The organism is Aeromonas sp. 25-248 (assembly GCF_053005425.1).
Genome location: NZ_JBRKTB010000007.1, coordinates 127,849 through 153,417, shown reverse-complemented (window position 1 = coordinate 153,417; position 25,569 = coordinate 127,849). Strand labels below are relative to the sequence as shown.

At 63.1% G+C, this 25,569-nt stretch carries 23 protein-coding genes and 1 tRNA gene; 9 read left to right on the top strand and 15 right to left on the bottom strand.

What is annotated here, in order from left to right:
- Positions 1 to 8 precede the first annotated feature (8 nt).
- On the bottom strand, positions 9 to 746 hold the full coding sequence (pgeF, locus tag ACVDHI_RS12370; RefSeq protein ID WP_447212139.1) for a peptidoglycan editing factor PgeF: 738 nt from the start codon (positions 744 to 746) through the stop codon (positions 9 to 11).
- A 119-nt stretch (positions 747 to 865) separates the two neighbouring features.
- Positions 866 to 1,846 carry a 23S rRNA pseudouridine(1911/1915/1917) synthase RluD gene (rluD, locus tag ACVDHI_RS12365; protein ID WP_447212138.1) on the bottom strand — a complete coding sequence of 327 codons (981 nt, stop codon included), beginning with the start codon at positions 1,844 to 1,846 and terminating at the stop codon, positions 866 to 868.
- A 116-nt stretch (positions 1,847 to 1,962) separates the two neighbouring features.
- Between rluD and ACVDHI_RS12360 the strand changes: the two genes are divergently transcribed.
- Positions 1,963 to 2,718, top strand: coding sequence for an outer membrane protein assembly factor BamD (locus ACVDHI_RS12360; RefSeq protein WP_029314864.1), 756 nt, complete (start codon positions 1,963 to 1,965; stop codon positions 2,716 to 2,718).
- Between the two features lie 72 nt (positions 2,719 to 2,790).
- Here ACVDHI_RS12360 and ACVDHI_RS12355 read toward each other — a convergent pair whose 3' ends face one another.
- The 5 genes from ACVDHI_RS12355 to yqhD all read right to left on the bottom strand — a co-directional run bounded on the left by ACVDHI_RS12355 (position 2,791) and on the right by yqhD (position 9,813).
- Positions 2,791 to 4,098 (bottom strand): L-cysteine desulfidase family protein, encoded by a 1,308-nt coding sequence (locus tag ACVDHI_RS12355; protein WP_447212137.1) that lies wholly within the window; start codon positions 4,096 to 4,098, stop codon positions 2,791 to 2,793.
- Between the two features lie 26 nt (positions 4,099 to 4,124).
- Positions 4,125 to 4,796 (bottom strand): helix-turn-helix transcriptional regulator, encoded by a 672-nt coding sequence (locus ACVDHI_RS12350; protein WP_043153940.1) that lies wholly within the window; start codon positions 4,794 to 4,796, stop codon positions 4,125 to 4,127.
- A gap of 327 nt (positions 4,797 to 5,123) precedes the next feature.
- Positions 5,124 to 6,608 carry a Re/Si-specific NAD(P)(+) transhydrogenase subunit beta gene (gene pntB, locus ACVDHI_RS12345; protein WP_010675995.1) on the bottom strand — a complete coding sequence of 495 codons (1,485 nt, stop codon included), beginning with the start codon at positions 6,606 to 6,608 and terminating at the stop codon, positions 5,124 to 5,126.
- Positions 6,609 to 6,619: 11 nt separating this feature from the next.
- Positions 6,620 to 8,146: a Re/Si-specific NAD(P)(+) transhydrogenase subunit alpha gene (locus ACVDHI_RS12340; RefSeq protein WP_010675996.1), complete on the bottom strand. Its 1,527-nt coding sequence runs from the start codon at positions 8,144 to 8,146 to the stop codon at positions 6,620 to 6,622.
- A gap of 506 nt (positions 8,147 to 8,652) precedes the next feature.
- Positions 8,653 to 9,813, bottom strand: coding sequence for an alcohol dehydrogenase (yqhD, locus tag ACVDHI_RS12335; protein ID WP_010675997.1), 1,161 nt, complete (start codon positions 9,811 to 9,813; stop codon positions 8,653 to 8,655).
- Positions 9,814 to 9,931: 118 nt separating this feature from the next.
- Here yqhD and ACVDHI_RS12330 point away from each other — a divergent pair, with 118 nt between their 5' ends.
- The 3 genes from ACVDHI_RS12330 to ACVDHI_RS12320 are packed head-to-tail and all read left to right on the top strand — an operon-like array spanning position 9,932 to position 11,818.
- Complete coding sequence (locus ACVDHI_RS12330; protein ID WP_244053399.1) at positions 9,932 to 10,855, top strand: AraC family transcriptional regulator; 924 nt, start codon at positions 9,932 to 9,934, stop codon at positions 10,853 to 10,855.
- 1 nt (position 10,856) lies between these two features.
- Positions 10,857 to 11,378, top strand: coding sequence for a lipocalin family protein (locus tag ACVDHI_RS12325; RefSeq protein ID WP_041211937.1), 522 nt, complete (start codon positions 10,857 to 10,859; stop codon positions 11,376 to 11,378).
- Positions 11,375 to 11,818, top strand: coding sequence for a GNAT family N-acetyltransferase (locus ACVDHI_RS12320; RefSeq protein ID WP_103857757.1), 444 nt, complete (start codon positions 11,375 to 11,377; stop codon positions 11,816 to 11,818). Before ACVDHI_RS12325 ends, ACVDHI_RS12320 begins: the two co-directional genes overlap by 4 nt.
- Positions 11,819 to 11,946: 128 nt before the next feature.
- Here ACVDHI_RS12320 and ACVDHI_RS12315 read toward each other — a convergent pair whose 3' ends face one another.
- Positions 11,947 to 13,836, bottom strand: coding sequence for a methyl-accepting chemotaxis protein (locus tag ACVDHI_RS12315; RefSeq protein WP_103260927.1), 1,890 nt, complete (start codon positions 13,834 to 13,836; stop codon positions 11,947 to 11,949).
- 200 nt (positions 13,837 to 14,036) lie between these two features.
- Positions 14,037 to 14,534 carry a lactoylglutathione lyase family protein gene (locus ACVDHI_RS12310; protein ID WP_041209527.1) on the bottom strand — a complete coding sequence of 166 codons (498 nt, stop codon included), beginning with the start codon at positions 14,532 to 14,534 and terminating at the stop codon, positions 14,037 to 14,039.
- A 100-nt stretch (positions 14,535 to 14,634) separates the two neighbouring features.
- Here ACVDHI_RS12310 and ACVDHI_RS12305 point away from each other — a divergent pair, with 100 nt between their 5' ends.
- On the top strand, positions 14,635 to 15,507 hold the full coding sequence (locus ACVDHI_RS12305) for a LysR family transcriptional regulator (protein WP_113069150.1): 873 nt from the start codon (positions 14,635 to 14,637) through the stop codon (positions 15,505 to 15,507).
- A 54-nt stretch (positions 15,508 to 15,561) separates the two neighbouring features.
- On the opposite strand, the gene ACVDHI_RS12300 is transcribed toward ACVDHI_RS12305, so the two are convergent.
- Both ACVDHI_RS12300 and ACVDHI_RS12295 read right to left on the bottom strand, forming a co-directional pair.
- Positions 15,562 to 16,932: a phophatidylserine decarboxylase associated domain-containing protein gene (locus ACVDHI_RS12300; protein WP_447212136.1), complete on the bottom strand. Its 1,371-nt coding sequence runs from the start codon at positions 16,930 to 16,932 to the stop codon at positions 15,562 to 15,564.
- A gap of 209 nt (positions 16,933 to 17,141) precedes the next feature.
- Positions 17,142 to 17,218: transfer RNA gene (locus ACVDHI_RS12295), tRNA-Trp, on the bottom strand.
- A 202-nt stretch (positions 17,219 to 17,420) separates the two neighbouring features.
- Here ACVDHI_RS12295 and ACVDHI_RS12290 point away from each other — a divergent pair.
- The 4 genes from ACVDHI_RS12290 to ACVDHI_RS12275 all read left to right on the top strand — a co-directional run bounded on the left by ACVDHI_RS12290 (position 17,421) and on the right by ACVDHI_RS12275 (position 20,349).
- Positions 17,421 to 17,963 carry a hypothetical protein gene (locus ACVDHI_RS12290; protein WP_039039632.1) on the top strand — a complete coding sequence of 181 codons (543 nt, stop codon included), beginning with the start codon at positions 17,421 to 17,423 and terminating at the stop codon, positions 17,961 to 17,963.
- Positions 17,964 to 18,237: 274 nt separating this feature from the next.
- Positions 18,238 to 19,158: an aspartate carbamoyltransferase gene (pyrB, locus tag ACVDHI_RS12285; RefSeq protein ID WP_182935095.1), complete on the top strand. Its 921-nt coding sequence runs from the start codon at positions 18,238 to 18,240 to the stop codon at positions 19,156 to 19,158.
- Positions 19,159 to 19,174: 16 nt separating this feature from the next.
- Positions 19,175 to 19,639 (top strand): aspartate carbamoyltransferase regulatory subunit, encoded by a 465-nt coding sequence (gene pyrI, locus ACVDHI_RS12280; RefSeq protein ID WP_010676006.1) that lies wholly within the window; start codon positions 19,175 to 19,177, stop codon positions 19,637 to 19,639.
- Positions 19,640 to 19,857: 218 nt separating this feature from the next.
- Complete coding sequence (locus ACVDHI_RS12275) at positions 19,858 to 20,349, top strand: arginine repressor (RefSeq protein ID WP_039039633.1); 492 nt, start codon at positions 19,858 to 19,860, stop codon at positions 20,347 to 20,349.
- 154 nt (positions 20,350 to 20,503) lie between these two features.
- On the opposite strand, the gene ACVDHI_RS12270 is transcribed toward ACVDHI_RS12275, so the two are convergent.
- The 4 genes from ACVDHI_RS12270 to arcA all read right to left on the bottom strand — a co-directional run bounded on the left by ACVDHI_RS12270 (position 20,504) and on the right by arcA (position 25,347).
- Positions 20,504 to 21,910: a YfcC family protein gene (locus ACVDHI_RS12270; protein ID WP_010676008.1), complete on the bottom strand. Its 1,407-nt coding sequence runs from the start codon at positions 21,908 to 21,910 to the stop codon at positions 20,504 to 20,506.
- Between the two features lie 121 nt (positions 21,911 to 22,031).
- Complete coding sequence (gene argF, locus ACVDHI_RS12265) at positions 22,032 to 23,036, bottom strand: ornithine carbamoyltransferase (RefSeq protein ID WP_041211943.1); 1,005 nt, start codon at positions 23,034 to 23,036, stop codon at positions 22,032 to 22,034.
- A gap of 101 nt (positions 23,037 to 23,137) precedes the next feature.
- The gene (gene arcC / locus ACVDHI_RS12260; RefSeq protein WP_288213086.1) at positions 23,138 to 24,064 is read right to left on the bottom strand and encodes a carbamate kinase; all 927 of its coding nucleotides are present in this window, start codon (positions 24,062 to 24,064) and stop codon (positions 23,138 to 23,140) included.
- 62 nt (positions 24,065 to 24,126) lie between these two features.
- Positions 24,127 to 25,347, bottom strand: a complete 1,221-nt coding sequence (gene arcA, locus ACVDHI_RS12255) for an arginine deiminase (protein WP_010676011.1) — start codon at positions 25,345 to 25,347, stop codon at positions 24,127 to 24,129.
- Positions 25,348 to 25,569 lie beyond the last annotated feature (222 nt).

Genomic DNA, 25,569 nt, shown 5'->3' with positions numbered 1-25,569 from the left:
CTCTTCGGCTATTTTTCCAGCCACACAAGGGAGGCCATGCGACCCGTCTGTCCATCGCGGCGATAGGAGTAGAAGCGCTCGCTGTCGCTGAAAGTGCAGTATTCGCCGCCATAGATGGCGGTGACGCCGGCGCGGGCGAGGCGCAGTCGGGCCAGCTGGTAGATATCCGCCAGCCATTTCCCTTCGTTGAGGGATGGCACGAATGCAGTCGCCGCTTCCGCCTGCTCCGCCATAAAGGCCTCACGCACTTCGCCACCCACTTCGAACGCGGCGGGACCGATGGCCGGGCCCAGCCAGGCCAGGATCTCGCCAGGCTCGCAGCCCATGGCGGCGATGCTTGCCTCCAATACCCCCCCCTGCAGTCCGCGCCAACCGGCATGGGCCGCCGCCACTACGGTGCCTGCCCGATCGCAGAACAGCACCGGCAGGCAGTCGGCAGTCATCACGATGCAGGCCTGCCCCGCCTCATGAGCACAGGCGGCATCGGCATCCGGTACGCGCTCATAACGGTCGCTCACCGGATGGACGGCGATGCCATGTACCTGGTTGAGCCAGTTGAGAGTGCCGGGGATCCCCGCCACCTGCTGCAGTCGGGCGCGGTTGGCCTCGACCCTGGCCGGTGCATCGCCCACATGGGCCCCGAGGTTCAGACCGGCAAAGACCCCTTCGCTGATGCCGCCGTCCCGGGTGGTCGAGAGAGCCCTGACATTGCCCGGTGCGGGCCAGTCGGGTGCGATCCAGTTCATCTGTGGCTCCTTTCGTTCATATGAAAACGGGGCCCCTTGGCTGCAACCAGTCAAGGGGCCCCGCATCAGATCATGGAGGGCAGGTTACGGCAGGAATCGTCGCAAGGCCGCCCCCGGGATCAGTTCCAGACCAGATCGTCCGGATTGGCCAGGGTATCCGCCCGCAGCACTTCCATCAGCGCCACCATGTCCTGCGGCGTGGGGGAGTGCCACTCCATCACTTCACCCGTGATGGGGTGCGCCAGCTTCAGCATGGTGGCGTGCAGCGCCTGACGGTGGAAAGCGCGCAGGGCCTCGGTCAGTTCGGGGGTGGCGTTGCGCAGCAGACGCAGACGACCGCCGTAGGCGGGATCCCCCACCAGCGGATGCTTGATGTGGGCCATGTGGACACGGATCTGGTGGGTACGGCCGGTTTCCAGGCGCAACCGCAGACGGGTGTGACCACGGAACTTCTCGTGCACCCGGTAGTGGGTGACGGACTCGCGCCCGTTGGGCACTACGGCCATGTGGGTACGCTGGGTCGGGTGACGACCGATGGGGGCATCGACGGTGCCGCCGGCGGTCATGTGACCGATGGCAATCGCCTCGTACTCACGGGTGATCTGGCGTGCCTGCAGGGCTTCCACCAGGTGGGTCTGGGTGGGAATGGTCTTGGCCACCACCATCAACCCCGTGGTGTCTTTGTCCAGACGGTGCACGATACCGGCACGGGGGACCTCGGCGATGCCGGGGTAGCGGTGCAGCAGGGCGTTGAGCACGGTGCCGTCCGGCGTACCGGCGCCCGGGTGAACCACCAGGCCGGCCGGCTTGTCGATCACCAGGATGTGTTCATCTTCATAAACGATGTTCAGCTCGATGTTCTGGGCATCCCAGCGGGTGTCGTCTGCCAGTTCCACATTCACATGTACCTGCTGCCCGGCCACCACTTTCTCGCGCGGGGTATTGGCAACCTGACCGTCCAGGGTCACTCTGTCCTGTAAAATCCACTCCTTGATGCGGGTCCGGGAGTAGTCGGGAAACAATTCGGCCAGGGCCTGGTCGAGTCGTTGCCCGAATTGGTGATCCTGAAATTCGCCTGTCAGTTCAATATGCTGGCTCATGTATGGTCTCTTGAGCGGGGGTATCAATTCGAAATAATCCGGGTATTCTAGCTTTTCTTTTAGCCAAGCATAACGGATACTTTGCCAATTTCGTGGAAATGGACCGGATGTTGTTGATGGGAAAGAAGTCTCACCTGCTGATGTCGCTCGCCTTGGTCGCTACACTGATCACTGGCTGTTCCAGCACCAAACCCAAGGTTCCCGACGAACCGCCGGAAGTTCTGTATCAGAAAGCCCGCATCAAACTGGATACCGGCAACTACCTCAATGCCATCGAACTGCTGGAAGCGCTGGACTCTCGTTACCCGTTCGGTGCCTACTCCAACCAGGTTCAGCTCGATCTCATCTATGCCTACTACAAGCAGGATGATACCGCCCAGGCGATCGCCAACATCGACCGTTTTATCCGCCTGAACCCGGCGCACAAGAACATCGATTACGTCTTCTACATGCGCGGCCTGACCAACATGGCGGCGGATTACAACTTCTTCCAGGATTTCCTCGGCATCAATCGGGATGACAAGGACCCCTCCTACGCCCGTCAGGCCTTCCAAGACTTCAAGACCCTGCTGCAGAACTACCCCAACAGCAGCTATGCAGCCGATGCCCGTGCCCGCATGATCGGCCTGAAGAACCGTCTTGCCCGCTATGACCTGGGGGTAGCCGAGTACTACGTCAAGCGTGACGCCCTGATCGCCGCAGCCAACCGCGCCAAGCTGATCGTCGAGACCTATCCCGACACAATGGAAACCGAGAAGGCACTGGAAATCATGGTCAACGCCTATGACACCCTGAAGATGCCGACCCTGGCCCAGCATGCCCGCGAAGTGCTGGCCAAGAACTACCCGGACAACCGTCTCGGTCGCGGCTGAGTAGCGAACGGACAATGAAAAACCGGAGCCACTGGCTCCGGTTTTTTTATGGCCGACGGCGGCACTCCGGGGTCACTGGTGCTTACCCTGCTGCTTGGCCCGCATGATGTTGATGATCTCGATGTCGGTATCCAGCATCCCCTCCCTGGAGAGGCGACCCAGGTTGGCGATGGTCTGGTCCACATCGTCCGAGACGATCCCCTCGCTCTGGGGCACGCGCAGGTTGTTGATGGCCATCAGCGAGGATTTCACCGCCGCCGAGGTGGAGGTGGAGACCTTCATGGAGCAGGCGCTGCCGGCGCCGTCGCAGATGATGCCGGAAACATCCCCAATCATGTTGTTGATGCAGTGGCTGATCTGCTCGAACTGGCCTCCCAGCAGCCAGGTGATGGCGGCCCCCGATCCCATGGCGGCGGTACTGGCGGCACACAGGGCGGAGAGCTTGTTCTGGTAGGCCTTGATGTAGATGGCCACCAGGTGGCTCATCACCAGGGCACGGGCCAGCTGCTCGTCATCGGCCTTGAGGAAGCGGGCCGCGGCGACCACCGGCATGGTGGCGGCAATGCCCTGGTTGCCGGAACCGGAGTTGGACATGGCGGGCAGCATGGCGCCATCCATCCGCGCATCGGAGGCGGCAGACGACAAACGCATGGCCAGGGTCATCAGGTCGTCGGAGAGCAGCTTGCGCTCCACCTGATCGGTGAGGATCTTGCCGATGCGCAGGCCATAGCCCTGCAGCCCTTCGTCCGCCAGCGCCTGGTTCATGGTGGCCGCCTCGCGGATGAAGTCGATCTCGACCAGCGGCACCTCCAGGGCGAAGGCCACGATCTCCTTCAGGGTCATGGCGGGCTTGTCGGCCTTGGCTGGCTGGATCTGCACCCCGGGGGCGCTGTCCTGCACCATCAGCACCTCGCCATCCTTCTCCATCAGCACGATGCGGGTATGGTCGGTACAGATCACCACCCGGGCGCTGTGCCCCTCCACTTCGGCCAGCACCTCGGCGTAGAGCACGTCGGGCACATCCTTCACATCCGCCTCTATGGTGGGCAGCAGCCCCTTGGCCGCCTCGACCTGATCCGGCGTGAGGCTCTTGAGCACCTCCAACCCGGCATCCGGGTTGCCACCGGTGATGCCGACGGCGGCGGCCACCGGCAGGCCGATCATGCCGGTGCCGGGCACACCGACCCCCATGCCGTTCTTGAACAGATTGCCGCTGACCCAGACGCGGGTGCGGGTCGGTACCTGCCCCAGCAGCTTGCGGCAGTTGGCCGCCGCCAGGGCGACCGACATGGGCTCGGTGCAGCCGAGGGCCGGCACCACTTCACGCTTGAGCAGGGTAATAAAGTCGGTCCATTGTGCGTTCATTGCGATGTGTCTCATGTTCATGGCGCCCGCGTGCGGGCTCGTCATTGTTGTTCGGCCAGTTCCGCCTTGTGATTGCGGATATGCAGGTAAACGGTATGGCGGGAGATGCCGAGCAGCTCGGCCACCAGTTGGGCGGCATCCTTGATCTCGAAGATCCCCATGTCGTAGAGCCGGTGCACGATCGCCTTGTTGCGCACGTTGCTGCCCAGCCCGGGATCCCTGTCCACCTTGGCGATCACCTGCGCCACCAGATCATCCACCGAGCTGGCGAAGGTCTCGGTGCCGTGGGCAGGGGGCACTGCGGGCGGGGCAAAGGTGTCGAGCAGGCTGCCAAGGGGCGTGTCCAGGCTGAAATTCACGCACAGCATGCCGATGGGTTTGCCCTCGCGGTTGCTGATGGTGATGGACGAGGATTTCAGCAGGGAGCCCTCCCGGGTGCGGGAGAAATAGCTGCTCCACTGGCTGCCGGCGGCACTGTGCAACTTGTCGAGCGCAAAATCGGTGACCGGCGCTCCCTCCTGGCGGCCGGTGATGTGGCCGTTCGCAATCTTGATGACGGAGGCGTGCAGGCTGTCAAAGGCGTGCAGCACCACCTCGCAACCCGGGCCAAACAGGGCGGACAGCGCCGCCACCGCAGGCTCGAAGCTGGCGATCAGATGGCGCTCTTCATCGGTCAGTGTGCTGGCGTCGCGCAAGGGGGCTACCTCGGTCATGGGGTCATCCGGTCAACGTTGGGTAAGGATATTCGAAGCGGACTCAAATAAAATTGAGCAAATCCGCTTTTTGCGCGGGCATTATGCCCGACTGGTGAGACAACACCACAAAATGTGAGCAAAATCACGACTGAAATGACAAAAAGGCCCCATGAGAGGCCTTCAAGGTGGTTTTTTGGTGCTTTTGCTCAACTTTAATTGAGCCAGGGCTCGCCAGTCAGTCCGGACAGGCAGGCACCACCGCCTGTCTGTTCCCTGCCACGGTCACCCACTCTGGTCATAAAAAAAGGAGGCCGAAGCCCCCTTTTTGTCTCATCCGGTCAACGCTTACAGCGCCTTCAGGATGGCCTCGACGCTGGCCTTGGCATCGCCAAACAGCATCTGGGTGTTCTCCTTGAAGAACAGCGGGTTCTGGACACCGGCGTAGCCAGTGTTCATGGAGCGCTTGAAGCCGATGACGTTCTGCGCCTTCCACACTTCCAGCACCGGCATGCCGGCGATGGGGCTGCCCGGATCTTCCATGGCGGCCGGGTTGACGGTGTCGTTGGCACCGATCACCAGCACCACGTCGGTGTCGGCGAAGTCATCGTTGATCTCGTCCATTTCCAGCACGATGTCATAGGGGACTTTCGCTTCCGCCAGCAGCACGTTCATGTGACCAGGCAGACGACCGGCCACCGGGTGGATGCCGAAGCGCACCTTGACGCCGCGATCACGCAGCTTCTGGGTGATCTCGGCCACCGGGTACTGGGCCTGCGCCACCGCCATGCCGTAGCCCGGGGTGATGATGACGGAGCTGGCGTTCTTCAGCATGTCGGCCACGTCTTCGGCGTTGGTCTCGCGGTATTCGCCCAGCTCCTGCTCGGCGGTGGAGGCCACGCCGTCGGAGCCAAAGCCTCCTGCGATCACGGAGATGAAGGAGCGGTTCATCGCCTTGCACATGATGTAGGAGAGGATGGCACCGGAGGAACCCACCAGGGCACCGGTGACGATCAGCAGGTCATTGGAGAGCATGAAGCCCGCCGCCGCCGCTGCCCAACCGGAGTAGGAGTTCAGCATGGAGACCACCACCGGCATGTCCGCACCACCGATGGAGGCGACCAGGTGCCAGCCGAAGGCGAAGGCGATCAGGGTCATCACCAGCAGGGCGAAGGTGGAGCCACCGGCGTTGACGAAGTGGATCATCAGTGCGATGGAGACCACCACGGCCAGCAGGTTCAGCTTGTGGCGGTGCGGCAGCATCAGCGGCTTGGAAGAGATGAGGCCACGCAGCTTGCCGAACGCCACCACGGAACCGGTGAAGGTCACGGCACCGATGAAGACGCCCAGGAACACTTCCACCAGGTGGATGTTCAGCATGGCGCCGGAGAGGTGCTCGACCTGGGCGACGCTTGCCGCCTGCTCGAACGCCGCCCGGGCGGCTGCCAGGGTCGCATCCAGGTTGGAACCGACGGAGACCACCACTTCAGCGGGGGCGGAGGGGTGCAGATCGATGAAGCTGTTGAAGCCCACCAGCACCGCTGCCATGCCCACGAAGCTGTGCAGCACGGCCACCAGTTCGGGCATCTCGGTCATCTCGACCTTGAGGGCCAGACGCACGCCGATGGCGCCACCGATGGCCATGGCCAGGATGATCCAGTGGACGCCACTGGTTTCCGGGTTGAAGACGGTGGCGAGCAGGGCGATAGCCATCCCCGCGATACCGAACAGGTTGCCATGCTTGGCCGTTTCTTGCTTCGACAGTCCCGCGAGACTGAGGATGAAGAGCACGGCGGCAACGATATAGGATGCTGTTACCAGTCCTTGAGACACGTTAAACCCCCTTAATCCTTACGGAACATCTTCAGCATGCGCTGAGTGACGGTGAAGCCACCGAAGATGTTGATACTGGCAATCAGCACGGCGACAAAGGCCAGCACGGTGACCAGGGTCGACCCTTGTCCAATCTGCAACAGCGCACCGACCACGATGATGCCGGAGATGGCATTGGTGACCGACATCAGCGGCGTGTGCAGGGCGTGAGAGACGTTCCACACCACGTAGTAACCGACCACGCAGGCCAGGATGAAGACGGTGAAGTGGGAGAGGAAGGCGGCAGGCGCCACAGCGGCCACCCAACCGAAGGCGGCGATGCCGAGGGCACCGAACACGAACTTCTTGTTGGAGGGCTTGGCCTCTTCCTTCTTGGCGGCCGGTTTGGCGGCAGCGGGTTTCTGCGGGGCGGCAGAGACGGAGATGGCGGGGGGCGGGAAGGTCACTTCACCGGCCTGGACCACCGTCATGTTGCGCTGCACCACGTCTTCGAAGTCGATGGCGACGTTGCCGTCCTTCTCCTTGCACATCAGCTTCATCAGGTTCACCAGGTTGGTGCCGTAGAGCTGGGAGGATTGGGCAGGCAGGCGGCCCGGCAGATCGGTGTAACCGATCACCTTGACGCCGTTGTCGGTGACATGCAGTTCACCCGGTACCGTGTATTCGCAGTTGCCGCCGGCCTGGGCCGCCATGTCCACGATGACGGAGCCCGGCTTCATGCTGTCCACCATTTCCTTGGTGATGAGCTTGGGTGCCGGCTTGCCCGGGATCAGGGCGGTAGTGATGATGATGTCCACTTCCTTGGCCTGCTGGGCGAACAGCTCCATCTCGGCCTTGATGAACTCTTCGCTCATCACCTTGGCGTAACCGTCGCTGGAAGCGCCATCTTCGCCGCCGAAGTCCAGCTTGAGGAATTCCCCCCCCATGGACTCGATCTGCTCGGCCACTTCCAGACGGGTATCGAAGGCACGCACGATGGCACCGAGGGAACCGGCGGTCCCGATGGCGGCCAGACCGGCCACACCGGCACCGATGACCAGCACCTTGGCGGGCGGAACTTTACCGGCGGCGGTGATCTGGCCGGTGAAGAAGCGACCGAACTGGTGCGCGGCTTCCACGACGGCGCGATAGCCACCGATGTTGGCCATGGAAGAGAGGGCGTCGAGGGACTGGGCACGGGAGATCCGCGGCACCATGTCCATCGCCATCACATTGATGTTGCGCTCGGAAAGCTTCTTGACCAGCTCGGGGTTCTGGGCGGGCCAGATGAAGCTCACCAGGGTGGCACCATCCTTAATTTGTGCGATTTCGGCCTCGGTCGGCGCGTTGACCTTGAAGACAAGGTCGGCTTGCCAGACGTTCGGTACCACGCTGGCACCGGCAGCCTCGAAGGCGGCATCATCGAAGCTGGCTCGCAGGCCGGCACCGGCCTCGATGGCAACCTCGAAGCCGAGCTTTTTCAGCTGCTCGACAGTGGCCGGGGTCGCTGCGACCCGGGTCTCACCGGCGAGACTCTCTCTCGGTATTCCAATCTGCATGACTATTCCCTGATGGTTAATAAACAATCATCGCCAAGTCTCTCATGTCTGAGGGGACAAGGCATGATCAAAGTGCAGGTCACGGGCCCTTTGTTATGAAAATCAGCAGGCTTCACCTCGACCTCCTGTCACGGTCAGGCCCCCGCTTTTCAGGCGCGAGGGTGATTAGTATCAAATTTTGGAGTTTTATTACAACCACGGCCCCGGGCGGGCGGGTACAGAATTCAGCCCATCCCGGACCATGATTAAAAAAAACAAACCAAATTAGGGGCTTATACCAGCAAAAAGCGCTAAAAAAAGTGATCCAACCAGTCAAAAAAAATGTTTAACCCGGCCTCTACCTTAGCGTTTTTTGTTCTTACGAAATCTGCCGTTGGCTCATCTGATGAGATGAAAAGGGAAAAAGTAACCATTTTGCAACGATCAGGGGGCCGCGTCCCCGCCTGCTGGCGGGTTCGGGCCCCCTGGTGCAACCGGGCCTGCGGCCCGGTTCAGGCGCGCTCTGCTTACCAGGCCGCCTCATAAATATGCCGGCTCTGGGCCAGGTCGATGTCGCCGTGCTCACCCAGGGCGGTCATGCCGTGCTCTTCGAGCTTGGCCAGCAGGGCGTCGATCCGGGCGTCGGCCACGTAATCCCGCAGCCGGGTCTTGATCCCCATCCGCTCGAAGAAATCGCGGGTGGCGGCGATGGCACCGTCGATACGCGCCTCGTCACTTCCGCTGCGCAGATCCCAGACCCGCTCGGCGTATTGCAGCAGCTTGGCGCGCTTCTGCTCGCGCTTGGCCTGCAGCAAGGCGGGCAGCACCACCGCCAGGGTCTGGGCGTGGTCCAGACCGTGCAGGGCGGTGATCTCGTGGCCCAGCATGTGGGTGGCCCAGTCCTGGGGCACGCCGGCTCCGATCAGGCCGTTCAACGCCAGGGTGGCGCTCCACATGATGTTGGCACGCACGTCGTAGTTTTCCGGCTCCACCAGCGCCTTGGGCCCCTCTTCCGCCAGGGTCAGCAGCAGCCCTTCTGCGAAGCGATCCTGCACCTTGGCATCCACCGGGTAGGTGAGGTACTGCTCCAGGGTGTGGATGAAGGCATCCACTACCCCATTGGCCACCTGACGGGCGGGCAGGGTGTAGGTGAGCACGGGGTCGAGCACGGCGAAGCGCGGCATCACGAAGGGCGAGAAGAAGTGCTGCTTGTCCCCAGTGCTCTTGCGGGTGATGACGGCGCCCATGTTCATCTCGGAACCGGTGGCCGGCAGGGTCAGCACGCTGCCCAGAGGAATGGCGGAGGCCACCTCGCCCCCGACGGTCTCGAGGATGTGCCAGGGATCCCTGGCCGGATCGTAGTGAGCGGCCGCGGCGATGAACTTGGAGCCGTCCAGCACGGAGCCGCCACCCACTGCCAGCAGGAAGTCGATCTTCTCGGCGCGGGCCAGTTCGACGGCACCCATCAGGGTCTCGTAGGTGGGGTTGGGCTCGATGCCGCCAAATTCAAACAGGGTCAGGCCGGCCAGCTCGCTGCGGATCTGGTCCAGCAGGCCGCTGCGCACCACGCTGCCACCGCCGTAGGTGACGAGGATGCGGGCGTCGCTGGGGATCTGGCCGCGCAGCTGGGCCACCTGGCCCTTGCCGAACAGCACCTTGGTGGGGGTGTGCAGGATGAAGTTGTTCATGGGATCTCCCGGGGTGGTCGTAGTCGGTAAGGTATGGGTTGCATTTTTCTCTTATAACCCCCTACCATCAAGGGAGCTTTCTGCCGATTTCTTGCCTATTTCTACTGAGCCTGGATAAATGAGTACAAAGCAGCCCATCGCGGCGACCCACCAGTCCGCCCTCGCCAGCCGACTCGCCGCCCTGGCACCCCACCCGGGGATCACCGCCGCCCCCGTGCCCGGCGTGCACCTCATCTACACCACGGAGCATCACGACCGCATCCCGGTGCTCTACCGCCCGCGCATGATCATCATCCTGCAGGGGCACAAGGTGGGCTATCTCTCGGACTTCACCTTCCGCTACGACCCCGAGCACTACCTGATGATGACCCTGCCGCTGCCCTGCGAGTGCGAGTGCTTCGCCTCCCCCGAATCCCCCCTGGTGGGGCTCTCGGTGGAGATCGACGTGGCGGCGCTGCAGGCCCTGCTGCTGGAGATGGGGGACGCGGCCCCCGCCCCGGCGGAACCGGGTCGCGGCGTGGTCTCCGTGCCCCTCTCCGAGACCATGCTCTGCGCGGTGGAGCGCCTCATCGACGTGATGGACAAGCCGCTCCACGCCCGGGTGCTGGGGCCCCAGATAGTGCGCGAGATCCTGTTCCACGCCCTGCACGAAGGGGGAGCCCCCGCCCTGCTGGCCATGGCCAGCCGTCACAGCCAGGTGAGCCAGATAGCCCGGGTGCTGCGTATCATGGAGCAGCGCTTTACCGAGAACCTGACGGTGGAGGAGCTGGCCCGGGAGGCGAACATGAGCGTCTCGGCCTTCCACCACCATTTCAAGGCGGCCACCGCCACCTCGCCCCTGCAGTACATCAAGACCCTGCGCCTGCACCGGGCGCGGCTGATGATGCTGCACGACGGCCTCAAGGCCGGGGTGGCGGCGGACAAGGTAGGCTACGAGAGCGGCTCCCAGTTCAGTCGCGAATACAAACGCTTCTTTGGCAACACCCCGAGCGAACACGCGGCACGCTTCCGCTCGGGACAACTGCGTATCGTGGAGGGATGACATGCGCACACTGATCCTGCTCGTTCTGACCCTGCTGGCCACCGCCTGCACCGGCATTCCACCGGGGCACCAGGTGGTCAAGCCCTTCCAGCTCGACCGCTACCTGGGCACCTGGTACGAGGTGGCCCGCCTCGATCACGGTTTCGAGCGCGGCCTGAACCGGGTCACCGCCACCTACAGCCTGCGGGATGACGGCGGTGTCAGGGTGATCAACCGGGGGCAGGACGAACAGGGGGAATGGCGCGAGGCCGAGGGGCGCGCCTACTTCGTGGGCGACAGCGACGAGGGGCGCCTCAAGGTGAGCTTCTTCGGCCCCTTCTACGGCAGCTACAACGTGCTGGCGACGGACTATGAGCTCTCCCTGGTGAGCAGTTACAACCTCCAGTACCTCTGGATCCTCTCCCGCACGCCCCATCCCCCCAAAGAGAAGGTAGAGGCCCTGGTCGAGCGGGCCCGGGGGCTCGGCTTTGCCACCGACCGGCTGATCTGGGTCAGCCAGGATCCGGCGGGGAACGCCCCATGAGGATCTTCCAGGCCACCCCCGGGGACATTCCCCGGGTCACCCCCCTGTTCGTGCAATACCGGGCGTTCTACCGGCTGCCTGCCCGGCCCGAGGCCGCCGAAGCCTTCCTGCTGGAGCGCTGCACCGCCGGGGAGTCGGTGCTCTTCGTGGCCCAGAGCGAGACGGGAGAGGTGCTGGGATTTGCCCACCTCTACCCCTTGTTCTGCTCCCTCGCCCTGAAGCCCATCTGGCTGCTGTACGATCTGTTCGTGGCGCCAGCGGCCCGCCAGCAGGGGGTGGCCCAGGCGCTGCTGGCGCGGGCCGATCGCCACGGCCAGGAGACGGGCGCCGCCTTCCTGATGCTGAGCACCGCCACCGACAACCGGCAGGCTCAGGCCCTCTACGAAGGGCACGGCTACCAGCGGGACAACGAATTCTACAGCTACATCAAGCCTCTCTGAGCCTCTGCCTGCGCCCGTTGCAGGGCCAGGACCCGGCATTATTCAGCGGGTGCATGGTGAAATAATATCCATACACAGGATGAATAAAGGCGACCCCGGGGTCGCCTTTGTCACATCCGGGTCGCAGCCTAGAGCCGGAAGCGCCCGATCTCCTGCTCCAGCCGCTCGGTGAGAGACTTGAGCTGGGCCGCCTGGGCGGCCTCTTCGCCGGCCTGGGCCGCCAGCGCCTGGGAGACGTGGCGGATATTCTCGGTGTTGCGGCTGATCTCGCCGGTCACCGAGGTCTGCTCCTCGGCCGCCGCCGCTATCTGGGTCGCCATGTCGCTGATGGCGCCGATGGCTTCGTTGATCCTGCCCAGGCTGAGATTCGCCGCTTCGGCGTCCTCCACGCTGGTGCCCGCCAGCTGGCGACTGGTCTCCATGCCGCCCACCGCCTTGCGGGTGGTCTGCTGCAGCGCCTCGATCATCTGCTGGATCTCGGCGGTGGAGTCGTGGGTGCGGCGCGACAGCACCCGCACCTCGTCCGCCACCACGGCAAAGCCGCGCCCCTGCTCCCCGGCCCGGGCCGCCTCGATGGCGGCGTTCAGGGCCAGCAGGTTGGTCTGCTCGGCGATGCCGCTGATGGTGGCCAGAATGCCGCTGATCTGCTGGGCGTGGCCATCCAGCTCGTGGATGGTCTGGCTGGCGTCGGAGACCTCCCCCGCCAGCCCCGTGATGCTGCGCTGGCTCTGGCCGACCTGGGACTGGCCGGCCACCGCGAGGCGCACCGCATCGCCGGCGGTGTTGGCGGCAAACTCGGCGTTGCCGGCGATCTCCTGGGTGGCGGAGGCCATCTCGGTCACCGCGGTCGCCACCATGACGATCTCGTCCTGCTGCTGGCGCACCCGCTGGCTGCGGGCCTCGGCCCCCGCCGCCTGGGTGCGGGACTGGGCCGCCAGCTCGACGGTGACGTCCCGCAACCGGCTGACGATGCCGTGCAGTCGCGCCACGAACTGGTTGAAGTTCTGGGCCAGCTGCCCCACCTCATCCTGGCTGCGGGTGGCGATCTGCACCGTGAGATCCCCCTCCCCGTGGGCGATGTCGGCGAGCGCCCTGGAGACCCGTCCCAGATCCGCGAACAGGTAGTTGAACATGGCGATGAGCAGGGCACCGAACACCAGCAGCAGCACCAGGGTCAGCCCCACCAGTTGCCACAGCAGGGAGGCGAGCGGCGCCTCCAGCACCTCCTTGTACATCACCATGGCGAGCAGCCAGTCGGTGCCGGGCACGCCTTGCACCGAGAGCAGCACCTCGCGCCCGTTCAGATTGGCGCCGTGCAGTTCGCCGTCGCGGCTCCACGCATCCAGCGCCGCCCCGGTGAGACCGGGATCCAGCTCCGCCACCTGCTTGAGCGCCAGCTCCTTGTTCGGGTGGCCGACGATGAGGCCGGTGCGGTCGAGCAGCATGGCGTAGCCCTCCCCCTGCACCTTCATGGCCAGCACCTCGTCGATGAGGGCGTCGAGGGAGAGATCCGCCCCGGCCACCCCGATCACCCGGCCCTGATGGCTCACCGGCTCGGCCAGGGTCACCACCATCTGCTGCATGGTCACGCTGACATAGGGCGGCGTGACGATGAGCTTGCCCGCCTTGTCGGCGTTCTGGTACCAGGGGCGGGCCCTGGGGTCATAGTTGGCGGTGTTGAGGGCGGGATCGTGGCGGGTCATCTCCCCCTGCGCCGAACCAAAATAGGTGAGGCCGAAACCGCCGGAGGTGCGGGTCTGCAACAGGTGGGGCACCAGGGCCGTGTCGGGGTCGCGCGCAATGACGGCGGCCAGGGCGTCGACCGCGTGCTTGCGATCCGCCAGCCAGTTGCCGATGGCCACCGAGTGGGCGTGGCCGTAGTTGACCGCCTCGCTCTGGATGGCGTCAAGGGTGCGGGATTTGAGGGTGTGGAAGGCGACAATACCGAGCAGGGCTGCCATCAGCAGCACTACCCCCAGGCTGGCTGCGAGCAGCTTGCCGCGCAACGAGAGAGTCATGACAACGAATCCTTGTGGTAGCCGGGGGCCAGGAATACCCCCATCTTGGTAGTTCTATCGGCACAATGATGAACGGTCTTTAGTGAATCCTGATATTTTTTCATCTATCAACAACAGAACGCACTACCAGCAACAGACTGCTCACTATTCCATGCTGACACCCGCAGGCACCACAAGGCCGCCCGAAGGCGGCCTGTCACTTACCCCTGATAGGCACCGGCGGAGTAGGTCAGCTCATAGCTGTGGCTGTAGATCTCGATGATGTTGCCGAAGGGATCTTCCATGTAGACCATGCGGTAGGGCTTCTCGCCCGGATAGTACTCGCGCACCGGCATCCGCTGCTTGCCACCCGCTGCGACGATGCGCGCCGCCAGCCCCTCGACATCCGGATCCTGCACGCTGAAGTGGAACACCCCGGTCTTCCAGAATTCGAAGTTGTTTTCGCGCTGCTCGCTGTTGGGGAACTCGAACAGCTCGATGCCGATCTTGTCGCCGGTGGAGAGATGAGCGATGCGGAAAGAGCCCCAGCCCGGGCCAAATACGTCGTTGCACATCACGCCGATGGCGGAGTCATCCTCGGTGATGGTGGTCGCCGGCATGATGAGATACCAGCCCATCACCTTGGTATAGAACTCGACTGCCTTGTCGAGGTCAGTCACCGTGATGCCGATGTGGGAGAAGTTGCGCGGGTAAGTCATAAGTCACCTTGAAATTGTGTGTGGGAAACAGGTGACATGATAGGAAGAGACGCCATAATGAAAAATAAGGTCAAACTAATGGAATACATAAATTAAATTTATGGTTAATCCACTCTGGCTCCACACCCTGGTGGTGGTGCATGAAACCGGCAGTTTTACCCGTGCCGCCGATCGGCTGGATCTCACTCAGGCCGCCGTCAGTCAGCATATCTCGCGCCTCGAGGCCGAATTCGGCCCCCTGTTGCTGCGCAAGCCCCGTCAGCTGGAGCTCACCCCGCGCGGGCTGGTGCTGCTCGACTTCGCCCGCCAGCAGGCGCAGGCCGCCGAACAGCTGCGAGCCCGTCTCTCTGATGACGACCCTCACCGCGGCGCCATCACCCTCACCACCCCCGGCAGCATTGGCCTGCTGCTCTATCCCCTGCTGCTCGATCAGCAACAGGAGCATCCCGGACTCACCATCCAGCACCGCTTTGCCCCCACCCCCGACATAGTGCAGGCGGTGCTGGCGGGGCGCAGCGATCTGGGTCTGGTGGATCAGCCGCCGGAGCACCCCAGCCTCGCCGCCGAACCCTTCGTCCGCGAGCCCCTCTGCCTGGTGGTGCCCGACGAGGACGCGGATCTGACCTGGCAGCGGCTCTGCGAGCTTGGCTTCATCGACCACCCGGATGGCCGCAGCATGGCTCAGCGCCTGCTGGGACGACGCTATCCCGGCCAGCGCTTCGGCGAGATCCCGCTGCGCGGCTTTACCAACCAGATCGGCCTGATCCTGGAGCCAGTCGCCCGCGGCCTCGGCTTTACCGTGCTGCCCCGCTTCGCCGTCACCGCCTTTGCCCAACAGGAGCAGATCCGGGTGATCCAGAGCAGCATTGAGGTGATCGACACCCTCTGGCTGATCTACCGCGCCGAGTGGCCGCTCCCCGCACGCCACCAGCGGCTGGTGGAAACCCTCAAGACGCAGGTCGGCGCCATCTGATGGACAAACAACAAGGCCGCCTCAAGGGCGGCCTTTTACTGTCCGGCGGCTGGGTTATTTGACCCGTGCCAGCGCCGTGTTGATCCTCAGGTTGGTCGCCTCCAGCCCCGGCTGCTGGCCGTAGAAGTCGAACGCCAGCTCGACCCCGGGGCGAAACAGCAGGCAGTGGGTGGAGCCGCCGAAGTGGAACATGCCGAGCTGCTCCCCCTTCGCGATCCGCTGCCCCGGCTGCACCGTCACCTCGCAGCTCGACACCTCCGCCATGCCCACCGGCACCACGCACATCAGGCCGATTTTGGGGTTGTCCGCCTCGATGAAGATGAGTGCCCGGGTCGCCACCGCGGTGAGGAAGGGCTGGGACTGGTCCGGGGCGCTGGGGTCGGGCCCCGCCGGGCTGTCGAAACCCTGGTGGCGGTTGGCCAGGTAGTAGCTGCCGTTGACCACCTTGACCGAGCGCACCGTGCCGCTCACCGGGCTGTGCCAGCGGTGATAGCTGAGGGCGCTGAGGAAGGCCTGATAGAGGGTGCCCCCCTCGAACGCGGCGGCGCGCGGGTCGAAGTCCAGCAGGTTGTCCAGGGAATAGGGCTGCCCCTTGAGCCAGAAGGCGTCCTGCCGCCTTACCCCGGTCACCACCTGCAGCGGGGCCGACTCGCAGGCGTTGGCGATCACGCTGTCATCGTCCGGGGCCGTCACCGGCCGCACGCCGGGGCAGAAGCGGCGGGTGAAGAAGTCGTCCCAGCTGGCGAAGCCCTCGTATTCCTCTCCCGGCGCGGTGTGGAAGATCCCCTCGAAGCGCTCTGGGGTGGGGTTGTCGCCGGCCCCGAGCGCCCCCTGCGCCACCTTGACCATCTCCCGTTTCGCCACGTCACCCAGCCAGGGGACGATCAGGGTCTGGCGATCCAGGGGGCTCACCGACTCGGTCAGCACATAACGGGACGCGGGACTTTGCAGGAAGTCGGCCCAGTAACCGAGGATCTTGCGTAATTGCTGGTTCACCAGCGCATTGGCGAAGAAGTCGTACCCGGCGGCCGTCGCCATGGGCCAGTTGAGCAGGGCATTGATGGGGAATCCGATCAGCCCGGCGGGCTCCTGGGTCTGCACATCCTGATAGGCTTCCGGGGCCGTGGTCATGATGCCGTTGAGCAGCTGCAGGAACTCATCGAAGCTGCGCACCTGGACCTGACCGAGCGGCGTGCTGTGCTCGTGCTGCCACGCCTCGTCAAACATCCCCTGGGCCTGCTGATGCAGGAGAGGATCCTGCTCCACCAGCGCCTTCAATCCGGCGATCGGGGCCACCAGCGGGCGAGGCTGGCGGGTGACCGCCTGACGCAGCCGCTGCACCCAGCGCGCCACATGGGCCTGATCCCGGGGGACCCAGCCACCGGCATGGGCATGGGGGGGACGCGTATCCACTGCCTTGTTCATCGCTCTCTCCTTGTTGAAGCGCCTTGGGCCCGCCGGATGCGATGCGCCTGAGGGCGCCATCTGGCAGGAAGCAAGGTGTAGCACAGGGGAAAAGCGGCCTCCATTGGCAGAAATGGCAGCGGCGAAGCGGGGAAAAAGAGGCTAACGGAGGCGGTGGCAAACGCCGGAAATGCGAAAGGCCAGCTCAATGAGCTGGCCTTTCTGAAAAATGGCAGGGGCGGCAGGACTCGAACCCGCAACCATCGGTTTTGGAGACCGCTGTTCTACCAATTGGAACTACGCCCCTGCAACAAACGAGGCGTAGTATACAAAGCGGAGGTCAAAGGTAAAGGCTTTTTTTCTCACTTTCGATGCGATCGAACAAATGACGAGCAGATCCCCGCAATTCCAACAAGGAGCGGGGGTAAGCTGCTGTATTTGCAGCCCCGACGGGGTAGGAATGGGACACAAATGGGGGTAGGGTGAAACCAGGCTCAGGGAGGCTGCCCATGCTCAATTACCGACTGCTGCAACAGCTTGCGCCCCTCAACTTCCGGGATGAGCGCAAGACGGAGACCCTGGCCGACTATCTGGACAGAGTCTCTCCCCTGGTGCCCTCCATTCCCTCCAATGTGCTCGCCCAGTGGATTTACCGTCATTGGCGCGGTTTTGAATCCAACTGGAGCTTTATCGATCTCGCCAGCCACCAGTTCGAGTGCGAGCACTGGCCCACCGCGCAGATTATCGAGCAGATAGACTCCCGCCACATGGAGGTGATCGATCGCTGGGGCGAGATGCTGCGCAGCAACCGCTACGTGCGCCGCTCCTGGCTCGGCGATGACATGCTGCGCCGAGGCACCTGGTCCGAGCCTGTCATCGTCCTCGCCACCGCCCCGGGAACCTGCTACCCGGACGGTCACCCCCTGCCCCATCCCTACTGCCTGCTGGAGGGGCACCACAGGCTCGGCTACCTGCGCAGCATGGCCGCCGATGGCGCCCCCTTGCAGGCGCAACACGCACTCTGGATTTGTCGACCCGTTCGCGACACTTAAACGTTTTTCCGGCCAAATCCTGCCTCTGAAATAAATTTTTGACAATTCAAAAACCAGCCCTATAATCGGTGCGGTTTTGAAAAAGGTCGGGACAGGACGATGCCGTTTTTGATGAAAAAAGCAGCCTTGCAGACGGGTGGAGCGCACCAGAGCGGCCCCGTTGTTTCCGGTTCCCGTCCCACAGATCCCCCGTTTTTTTTGAAAAGAGCCCCTGTTTCAGGGGCTTTTTTTTGTGCCGGAAAAACCTTCATTGATGCCAAAGGGAATGCAGACGATGACCAATCCACTCTATAACAAACACGTCATCTCCATCTCGGATCTGACCCGGTCCGACATGGAACTGGTGGTCGCCACCGCACAGCGGTTGAAGGCCGAACCCGACAGCCGCCTGCTGAAAGACAAGCTGGTCGCCAGTTGCTTCTTCGAAGCCTCCACCCGCACCCGTCTCTCCTTCGAGACCGCGGTCCAGCGCCTGGGCGGCAACGTCATCGGCTTCGCCGACGGCGGCAACACCAGCGCCAAGAAGGGTGAGACTCTGGCTGACTCCATCAAGATCATCAGCTCCTACACCGATGCGGTGGTGATGCGCCACCCGAAGGAAGGGGCAGCCCGTCTGGCCTCCGAGTTCTCCCGGGTGCCGGTCATCAACGGCGGTGACGGCTCCAACCAGCATCCCACCCAGACCCTGCTCGACCTCTTCTCCATCCACGAGACCCAAGGCAAGCTGGACGGCCTCAACGTCGCCTTCGTCGGTGACCTGAAGTACGGCCGCACCGTCCACTCCCTGGCCCAGGCCCTGAGCCTGTTCAACTGCCGCTTCTTCTTCATCTCGCCGGAGGCGCTGGCCATGCCGGACTACCTCTGCGAGGAGCTGGAAGAGAAGGGCATCCGCTTCAGCGTGCACGAGACCATGGAAGAGGTGATGCCGGAGCTCGACATCCTCTACATGACCCGCGTCCAGAAGGAGCGCTTCGACGAGACCGAGTACAAGCACATGGCCGCCAAATTCGTGCTGGAGCTGGCGACTCTGGAAGGGGCCAAGCCCACCATGAAGATCCTCCATCCCCTGCCCCGGGTTGACGAGATCGAGGTCGCCGTCGACAAGACCCCCCACGCCTACTACTTCCAGCAGGCGGAGAACGGGGTCTATGCCCGCCAGGCACTGCTGGCACTGGTACTGAACGAAACCGTCTAAGGGAAAGGGGAACATCATGTCCGAGAAGAACCAACTGCAAGTCGAAGCCATCCGTCACGGCTCCGTCATCGACCACGTCCCCGCCGGCCAGGGCATCAAGATCCTCAAGCTGTTCCAGCTGATCGAGACCCAGGAGCGGATCACCGTCGGCTTCAACCTCAAATCCGGCGCCCTCGGCAAGAAGGATCTCATCAAGATCGAGAACACCCGTCTGACCGAGCAGCAGGCCAACCAGCTCGCCCTGTTCGCCCCCAAGGCCACCGTCAACATCATCGAAGACTTCGTGGTGGTGAAGAAGCACCAGCTGGCGCTGCCGGAGTTCATCGAAGGGGTCTTCCACTGCCCCAACTCCAACTGCATCTCCCACAACGAACCGGTGGAGAGCTACTTCCGGGTGCGCGAGGTGAAAGGGGCGGTGCGGATGAAGTGCAAATACTGCGAGAAGTCCTTCACCCAGGACATCGTCAGCGAACGCTACTGATTTCCTGCCGACAAAGGATATCCATGTGGGCCCCATCGGGCCCATTTTTGAACCCTGTCACATCACTTATTCCCCCTTTGGTTATAATTTGCCATCCCGTAATGGATATACCTCGCTCATCCCCTGCTTGAGTGCTCCTCATTAGTGTTTTTCGCTATGAAAAGCCGGAACGACAGACTGGGCGAGACCGCCATCGCTCATCGCCAAAGGAAGTCGCCATGGTCAACACCCTCAGCCGCCCAGCAGAACCAGAGTCCGACCTGGCCCAGCTCGACGCCTGCCGCCAGATCATCGGCCAGCACTGTTACAGCACCCAGGAGGAGATCCGCCGCGAGCTCTCCGCCCGCGGTTTTGCGGACATCAGCCAGTCCACCATCTCCCGCCTGCTGCGCCGTCTCGGGGTCGCCAAGGCCCAGAACGCCAACGGCAAGAAGGTCTACACCCTGGTGGACGAGCAGCTGGAGCCCGCCGGCAGCACCCGCTCCATCCACGACATGGTGCGCGCCGTGGTCCACAACCAGCAGATGGTGCTGGTGCATACCACCCCGGGGGCCGCTACCGTGGTGGCTCGCCTGCTGGATCGCAACGCCAATCCCGAGATCCTGGGGGCCGTGGCCGGCAACGACGTGGTACTGATCGCCCCGCGCCACATCAGCCGCACCCGCCAGGCTCACGCCGCCGTGGTGCGCACCCTGGAAAACGCCCGCTGACCCCTGCTGGATGCCAGAAGGCGACCCCGGGGTCGCCTTTTTGTTGCCCGCGCGGCAAGGAGTCAGACCACGGGAGAGCCCGGGCGCCCCGCCTTGCCAGCCATAAAAAACGGGAGCCCCAGGCTCCCGTTGTTGTCCCTATGTCTGTCGGCATTCATGCCAGCACGGCACCCAGGCTCAGGCAGAGCACGATCAGCACAGTCAGCATGCCGAGCAGCGGGGCCACCCACTTCAGCCAGCGCACATAGGGCACCTTGGCGATGGCCAGCCCCCCCATGACCACGGCGGAGGTCGGGGTCACCAGGTTCACCAGGCCGGAGGCGGACTGGTAGGCGGTGACCACCAGCTCGCGGCCCACGTTGGCGAAGTCGGCAAGCGGCGCCATGATCGGCATGGTCAGCACCGCCAGACCGGAGGAGGACGGCACCAGGAAGGAGAGCACCACTTCCAGCACGAACATCACGTTGATGAAGACGATGGTGGAGAGGCCGGTCACTATCCCCTCTGCACTGTGCAAAATGGTGTGGGTGATCATGCCGTTGTCCATCACCACCACGATACCGCGGGCGATACCGATGATGAGGGCCACGCCGAGCAGATCACGAGCACCGTCGATGAAGTTGGAGGTCAGCTCCTCCTCGCTCATGCGTGAGATGACGCCGACGATGATGGCGGCAGCCAGGAAGACGCCGGAGATCTGCGCCATCCACCAGCCCAGCACGGCCACCCCGTAGATCATCACGGCGAAGGCGGCGACGAAGATGCCCAGCACGATCTTGCGGGTGGTGGTGAACTCCAGCATCTGGTCGCTCTTGTTGCCGAGGAAGTGGGCTCGGTTCTCTTCCCACTTGTCGGCCACCAGGGACTTGCTGGGATCGCTTCGCACCATCTTGGCGTAACGCATCACATAGGCCACGCAGATCAGCCAGCCGGCCACCAGCATGGCGACCCGCAACCAGATGCCGTCGGTGAAGGAGATGCCGGCCGCGTTGGCGGCGATCACGGTGGCGAACGGGTTGATGGTGGAGCCCAGGGTACCGATACCGGCCCCCAGCAGCACGGTCGCGGCAGCGACCACGGGGTCGAAGCGGGCGGCCATCATCACCGGCACCAGCAGGGTGTAGAACGGCAGGGACTCTTCCGCCATGCCGTAGATGGTGCCCCCTGCGGCGAACAGCGCCATCAGGATGGGGATCATCCACTCTTCACGGCCACGCAGGCGATCGGTGACGCGCTCGATACCGGCATCGATGGCACCTGTCTTGGTCACGATGCCAAGGAAGCCACCGATGATCAGGATGAAGAGGGAGACGTCGATGGCGCCAGCCTCGTAGGTGTCGTGGTTGTAGAGACCGTCGATGGGTGCCAGCAGCACGTCGACGATCCCCTGGGGATTGGCATCCACCAGTTTGTAGGTACCGGCCACCGGCACTTCCTTGCCGAGGGCCTCGTTCATGGTCATCTCGTATTTGCCGGCCGGCACTATCCAGCTCAGGGCGGCCACCAGGGCTATCAGCACAAACAGTATCGTGTAGGCTGACGGGAACTTGAATTTGGTCATGGTCCAGCTTCCTTCTGTGGGTGTGGTATCCATGCAGGCTGCGGGTCGTAGGGTTGGAGGTATTATGCCGCTGTCACATGGTTGAAAAGCCGGGGGTCACCCCCCGGCACCACTGACGACGTCAGTCGCCCAGCGTAGCCACCATCACTGCCTTGATGGTGTGCATCCGGTTTTCCGCCTCGTCGAACACGATGCTGTGCTCGGATTCGAACACGTCCTCGGTCACTTCCAGGCCCTTCATGCCATATTTGTCGGCCACTTCCTTGCCCATGGTGGTCTCGTCGTTGTGGAACGCCGGCAGGCAGTGCATGAACTTCACATCCGGGTTCTTGGTCGCGTTGATGACGTCCATGTTGACCTGATACGGGGTCATCAGTTTTACCCGTTGATCCCAGGCTTCCTTCGCTTCACCCATGGAGACCCAGACGTCGGTGTAGAGGAAGTCGGCACCCAGCACACCCTCTTTCACGTCTTCGGTCAGGTGGATGCGCGCACCGGTCTCTTCGGCGATGAGGCGGCAGGTGGCAACCAGCTCCTCTTCCGGCCAGAAGGCTTTCGGCGCGACCAGACGGATGTCCATGCCCATCTTGGCGGCACCCACCATCAGGGAGTTGCCCATGTTGTTGCGGGCGTCACCCAGGTAGGCGAACTTGATCTGATCCAGACGTTTGCCCTTGCCGTGCTCCAGCATGGTCATGAAGTCCGCCAGGATCTGGGTCGGGTGGAATTCGTTGGTCAGGCCGTTCCAGACCGGCACACCGGCGTGGGCCCCCAGCTCTTCGACGATCTCCTGGCCGTAGCCGCGGTATTCGATGCCGTCATACATGCGGCCCAGCACCCGGGCGGTGTCCTTCATGGACTCCTTGTGACCGATTTGGGAACCGCTCGGGCCGAGGTAGGAGACCTGGGCGCCCTGGTCGAAGGCCGCCACTTCGAAGGCACAGCGGGTGCGGGTGGAAGTCTTCTCGAAGATCAGGGCAATGTTTTTGCCGGTCAGGTGTTTGCGCTCATAGCCACCGTATTTGGCTTTCTTCAGGTCGATGGCCAGATCGATCATGTATTGGATTTCGCGAGGGGTGAAGTCCAGCAGTTTCAGGAAGTTACGGTTACGCAGATTAAAAGCCATGATGAGTTCTCTCTATATTTGTTCAGACCAATTTAGGCAGTAGTGTTGACTACGCATTCTTCAGTACAGATTTGTGCAGACCCCGGAGGGCCGAGTTTCAATTACGCATTCACGGTACGGGTGGCGACGATATTGGTGCCGGCTTCCCCCTTGAGGATGGCGAGGCCATCTTCCAGGGAGCCGATGCCGACCATGCCGCCGGTCGCCTTGACGAATTCGCAGGAGGCTTCGACCTTGGGCCCCATGGAGCCGGCATCGAACTTGACGCCAGCCAGCTCGTCCGGGCTGGTGACCCGCAGCGGACGCTGGGTCGGCTTGCCCCAATCCAGATAGACGGCATCGGCGTCGGTCAGGATCAGCAGGGCGTCGGCCTTGATCTGCTTGGCCAGGTAGGCGGCAGACATGTCCTTGTCGATGACGGCCTCGATGCCGGTCAGGCTCTGGCCATCCCAGGTCACCGGGATGCCACCACCACCGGTACAGATGATGAGGTGACCCTGGGCAATCAGGGTTTCGATGGCGTCGCCTTCGACGATGCGCTGGGGCAGCGGGGACGGCACCACGCGGCGGAAGAACTTGCCGTCTGCCTTGACCACCCAGTGCTTCTCGGCAGCCAGGGTGCGGGCTTCCGCCTCTTCGTAGACGGGGCCGATGAACTTGGTCGGATTGGCAAACGCCGGATCCTGGGGATCGACCTGCACCTGGGTCAGCAGCGCGGTGACGTTGCGGCTCGGCATCAGGTTCTTCAACTCCTGGATCAGCATGTAGCCGATCATGCCCTGGGACTCGGCACCCAGCACATCCAGGGGATAGGGGGAGACCTTGGTGTAGGCGCTGTTCTGCAGGGCCAGCAGGCCGACTTGCGGGCCGTTGCCGTGCACCAGCACCACGTTGTAATCCTCGGCGATGCGGGCGATGGTCTTGGCGGCGGTGGCGATGTTCTTGCGCTGGATGTCGGCTTCCAGAGGTTCACCGCGGCGGAGCAGGGCATTGCCCCCCAGGGCGACGACGACAGTTGGTTTTTTCATGGGTGTTACTCTCGAATTCGGGTGTGTGTGGCGCCAGCCTCTGCCGGCGCCACGCCGTCTTGTCAGATGCCGTCACGTTCCATCGGGCAGCTCATGCAGCGGGCGCCGCCGCGGCCACGTCCCAGCTCTTCACCCGGGATGGGCAGCACAGTGATGCCGGCCTTGTCGTACTTCTCGTTGGTGTAGGTGTTGCGCTCGTAACCCACCACCACGCCGGGGCGCACGGTCAGCACGTTGTTGGCGTCGTTCCACTGCTCCCGCTCGGCCTCGAAGCTGTCGCCGCCGGTGGTGATGAGCCTGAGCTGATCCACCCCCAGCGCCTTCTCGATGGCGGTCACGAAGTAACCCTCTTCCTTGATGTTCATCCCGGTGGCACCGCCCGGGGTCAGGCTCCAGCAGTTCACATCCTTGCGGATGACTTCCGGATAGACGGAGAAGGTGTCGACATCCATGTGGGTCATGACGGTGTCGAGGTGCATGCAGCTACGGTGCTTCGGCAGCTCCATGGCGATGACCTGCTTGGCCTGACCGTGCTTGAACAGGCTGCGGGCCAGATGCTCCACCCCTTGCGGCGTGGTGCGCTCGGACATGCCGATGAGCACGGCGCCACGGCCGATGACCAGGACGTCGCCCCCTTCGATGGTGGAGTTGTCGTAGTCGCGCTCCTCGTCACCGAAGTACTTGATGAACTCCTGACCGGCAAACTGCGGGTGCCAGCGGTAGATGGCCTTCACGTGGTTGGTCTCGCGACGACGGGCGGCCTTGGCCATGGGGTTGATGGAGACGCCGCCATAGACCCAGCAGGAGGTGTCGCGGGTGAAGAGGTGGTTGGGCAGCGGTTCGATGATGAAATCGGTCGGGGCATGCATGCCGACCACCATGTTGACGCCGCTGTAGGGCATCTCGGAGTAGGTGAGGCCGCCGGAGAGGATGCGGGCCAGCTCGCGGTGAGGCATGTCCGCCAGGAAACAGCGCACGTCGTTGGCCAGGGCAGTGCCGAGGCGATAGTCGGAGACCTGGTGTTGCAGCAGCCAGGCTTTGGCTTCCGGCACGTCCAGGGTTTCCGCCAGCAGATTGGTCAGGAGGAAGACTTCGACATTCTGATCGCGCAGTACCTGAGCGAATTTGTCGTGCTCCTGACCGGCACGTTCCACGGACAGGACGTCGTCAAACAGCAGATCCTGGCAGTTGGAAGGGGTCAGACGCTTCAGACTGAGGTTGGGGCGGTGCAACATGACACGGCGCAACTGGCCAACTTCAGAACCTACATAAAATTTGCTCATGATGATATTCCGTCTAGCAGTGGTCCCTGCGAGTGATTGAATAGATTCCTTCTATTCAGGCTCGTGGCTAAGGCGGGATATTCTTTATGTAGGGTACTCGGCTTGTGTTCTATCCTGCCCTTGCCTTTCGACGCAGAGATTAGGTCTGGCAACTCCACCAAACTTGGACATTGATCACATTCACCCGAGACTGCATAAATTCAGAAGTTAATTTATGATGGA

What these genes read in the sequence shown, in the direction of transcription:
- arcA (WP_010676011.1), bottom strand. Translation starts at nt 25,347, where the DNA reads ATGAGCAAATTTTATGTAGGTTCTGAAGTTGGCCAGTTGCGCCGTGTC.
- ACVDHI_RS12340 (WP_010675996.1), bottom strand. Translation starts at nt 8,146, where the DNA reads ATGCAGATTGGAATACCGAGAGAGAGTCTCGCCGGTGAGACCCGGGTC.
- ACVDHI_RS12275 (WP_039039633.1), top strand. Translation starts at nt 19,858, where the DNA reads ATGGTCAACACCCTCAGCCGCCCAGCAGAACCAGAGTCCGACCTGGCC.
- ACVDHI_RS12300 (WP_447212136.1), bottom strand. Translation starts at nt 16,932, where the DNA reads ATGAACAAGGCAGTGGATACGCGTCCCCCCCATGCCCATGCCGGTGGC.
- ACVDHI_RS12360 (WP_029314864.1), top strand. Translation starts at nt 1,963, where the DNA reads ATGGGAAAGAAGTCTCACCTGCTGATGTCGCTCGCCTTGGTCGCTACA.
- ACVDHI_RS12290 (WP_039039632.1), top strand. Translation starts at nt 17,421, where the DNA reads ATGCTCAATTACCGACTGCTGCAACAGCTTGCGCCCCTCAACTTCCGG.
- arcC (WP_288213086.1), bottom strand. Translation starts at nt 24,064, where the DNA reads ATGAAAAAACCAACTGTCGTCGTCGCCCTGGGGGGCAATGCCCTGCTC.
- yqhD (WP_010675997.1), bottom strand. Translation starts at nt 9,813, where the DNA reads ATGAACAACTTCATCCTGCACACCCCCACCAAGGTGCTGTTCGGCAAG.
- pyrB (WP_182935095.1), top strand. Translation starts at nt 18,238, where the DNA reads ATGACCAATCCACTCTATAACAAACACGTCATCTCCATCTCGGATCTG.
- ACVDHI_RS12270 (WP_010676008.1), bottom strand. Translation starts at nt 21,910, where the DNA reads ATGACCAAATTCAAGTTCCCGTCAGCCTACACGATACTGTTTGTGCTG.
- ACVDHI_RS12355 (WP_447212137.1), bottom strand. Translation starts at nt 4,098, where the DNA reads ATGAGACACATCGCAATGAACGCACAATGGACCGACTTTATTACCCTG.
- ACVDHI_RS12310 (WP_041209527.1), bottom strand. Translation starts at nt 14,534, where the DNA reads ATGACTTACCCGCGCAACTTCTCCCACATCGGCATCACGGTGACTGAC.
- rluD (WP_447212138.1), bottom strand. Translation starts at nt 1,846, where the DNA reads ATGAGCCAGCATATTGAACTGACAGGCGAATTTCAGGATCACCAATTC.
- ACVDHI_RS12315 (WP_103260927.1), bottom strand. Translation starts at nt 13,836, where the DNA reads ATGACTCTCTCGTTGCGCGGCAAGCTGCTCGCAGCCAGCCTGGGGGTA.
- ACVDHI_RS12330 (WP_244053399.1), top strand. Translation starts at nt 9,932, where the DNA reads ATGAGTACAAAGCAGCCCATCGCGGCGACCCACCAGTCCGCCCTCGCC.
- argF (WP_041211943.1), bottom strand. Translation starts at nt 23,036, where the DNA reads ATGGCTTTTAATCTGCGTAACCGTAACTTCCTGAAACTGCTGGACTTC.
- ACVDHI_RS12350 (WP_043153940.1), bottom strand. Translation starts at nt 4,796, where the DNA reads ATGACCGAGGTAGCCCCCTTGCGCGACGCCAGCACACTGACCGATGAA.
- pyrI (WP_010676006.1), top strand. Translation starts at nt 19,175, where the DNA reads ATGTCCGAGAAGAACCAACTGCAAGTCGAAGCCATCCGTCACGGCTCC.
- ACVDHI_RS12325 (WP_041211937.1), top strand. Translation starts at nt 10,857, where the DNA reads ATGCGCACACTGATCCTGCTCGTTCTGACCCTGCTGGCCACCGCCTGC.
- pgeF (WP_447212139.1), bottom strand. Translation starts at nt 746, where the DNA reads ATGAACTGGATCGCACCCGACTGGCCCGCACCGGGCAATGTCAGGGCT.
- ACVDHI_RS12320 (WP_103857757.1), top strand. Translation starts at nt 11,375, where the DNA reads ATGAGGATCTTCCAGGCCACCCCCGGGGACATTCCCCGGGTCACCCCC.
- ACVDHI_RS12305 (WP_113069150.1), top strand. Translation starts at nt 14,635, where the DNA reads ATGGTTAATCCACTCTGGCTCCACACCCTGGTGGTGGTGCATGAAACC.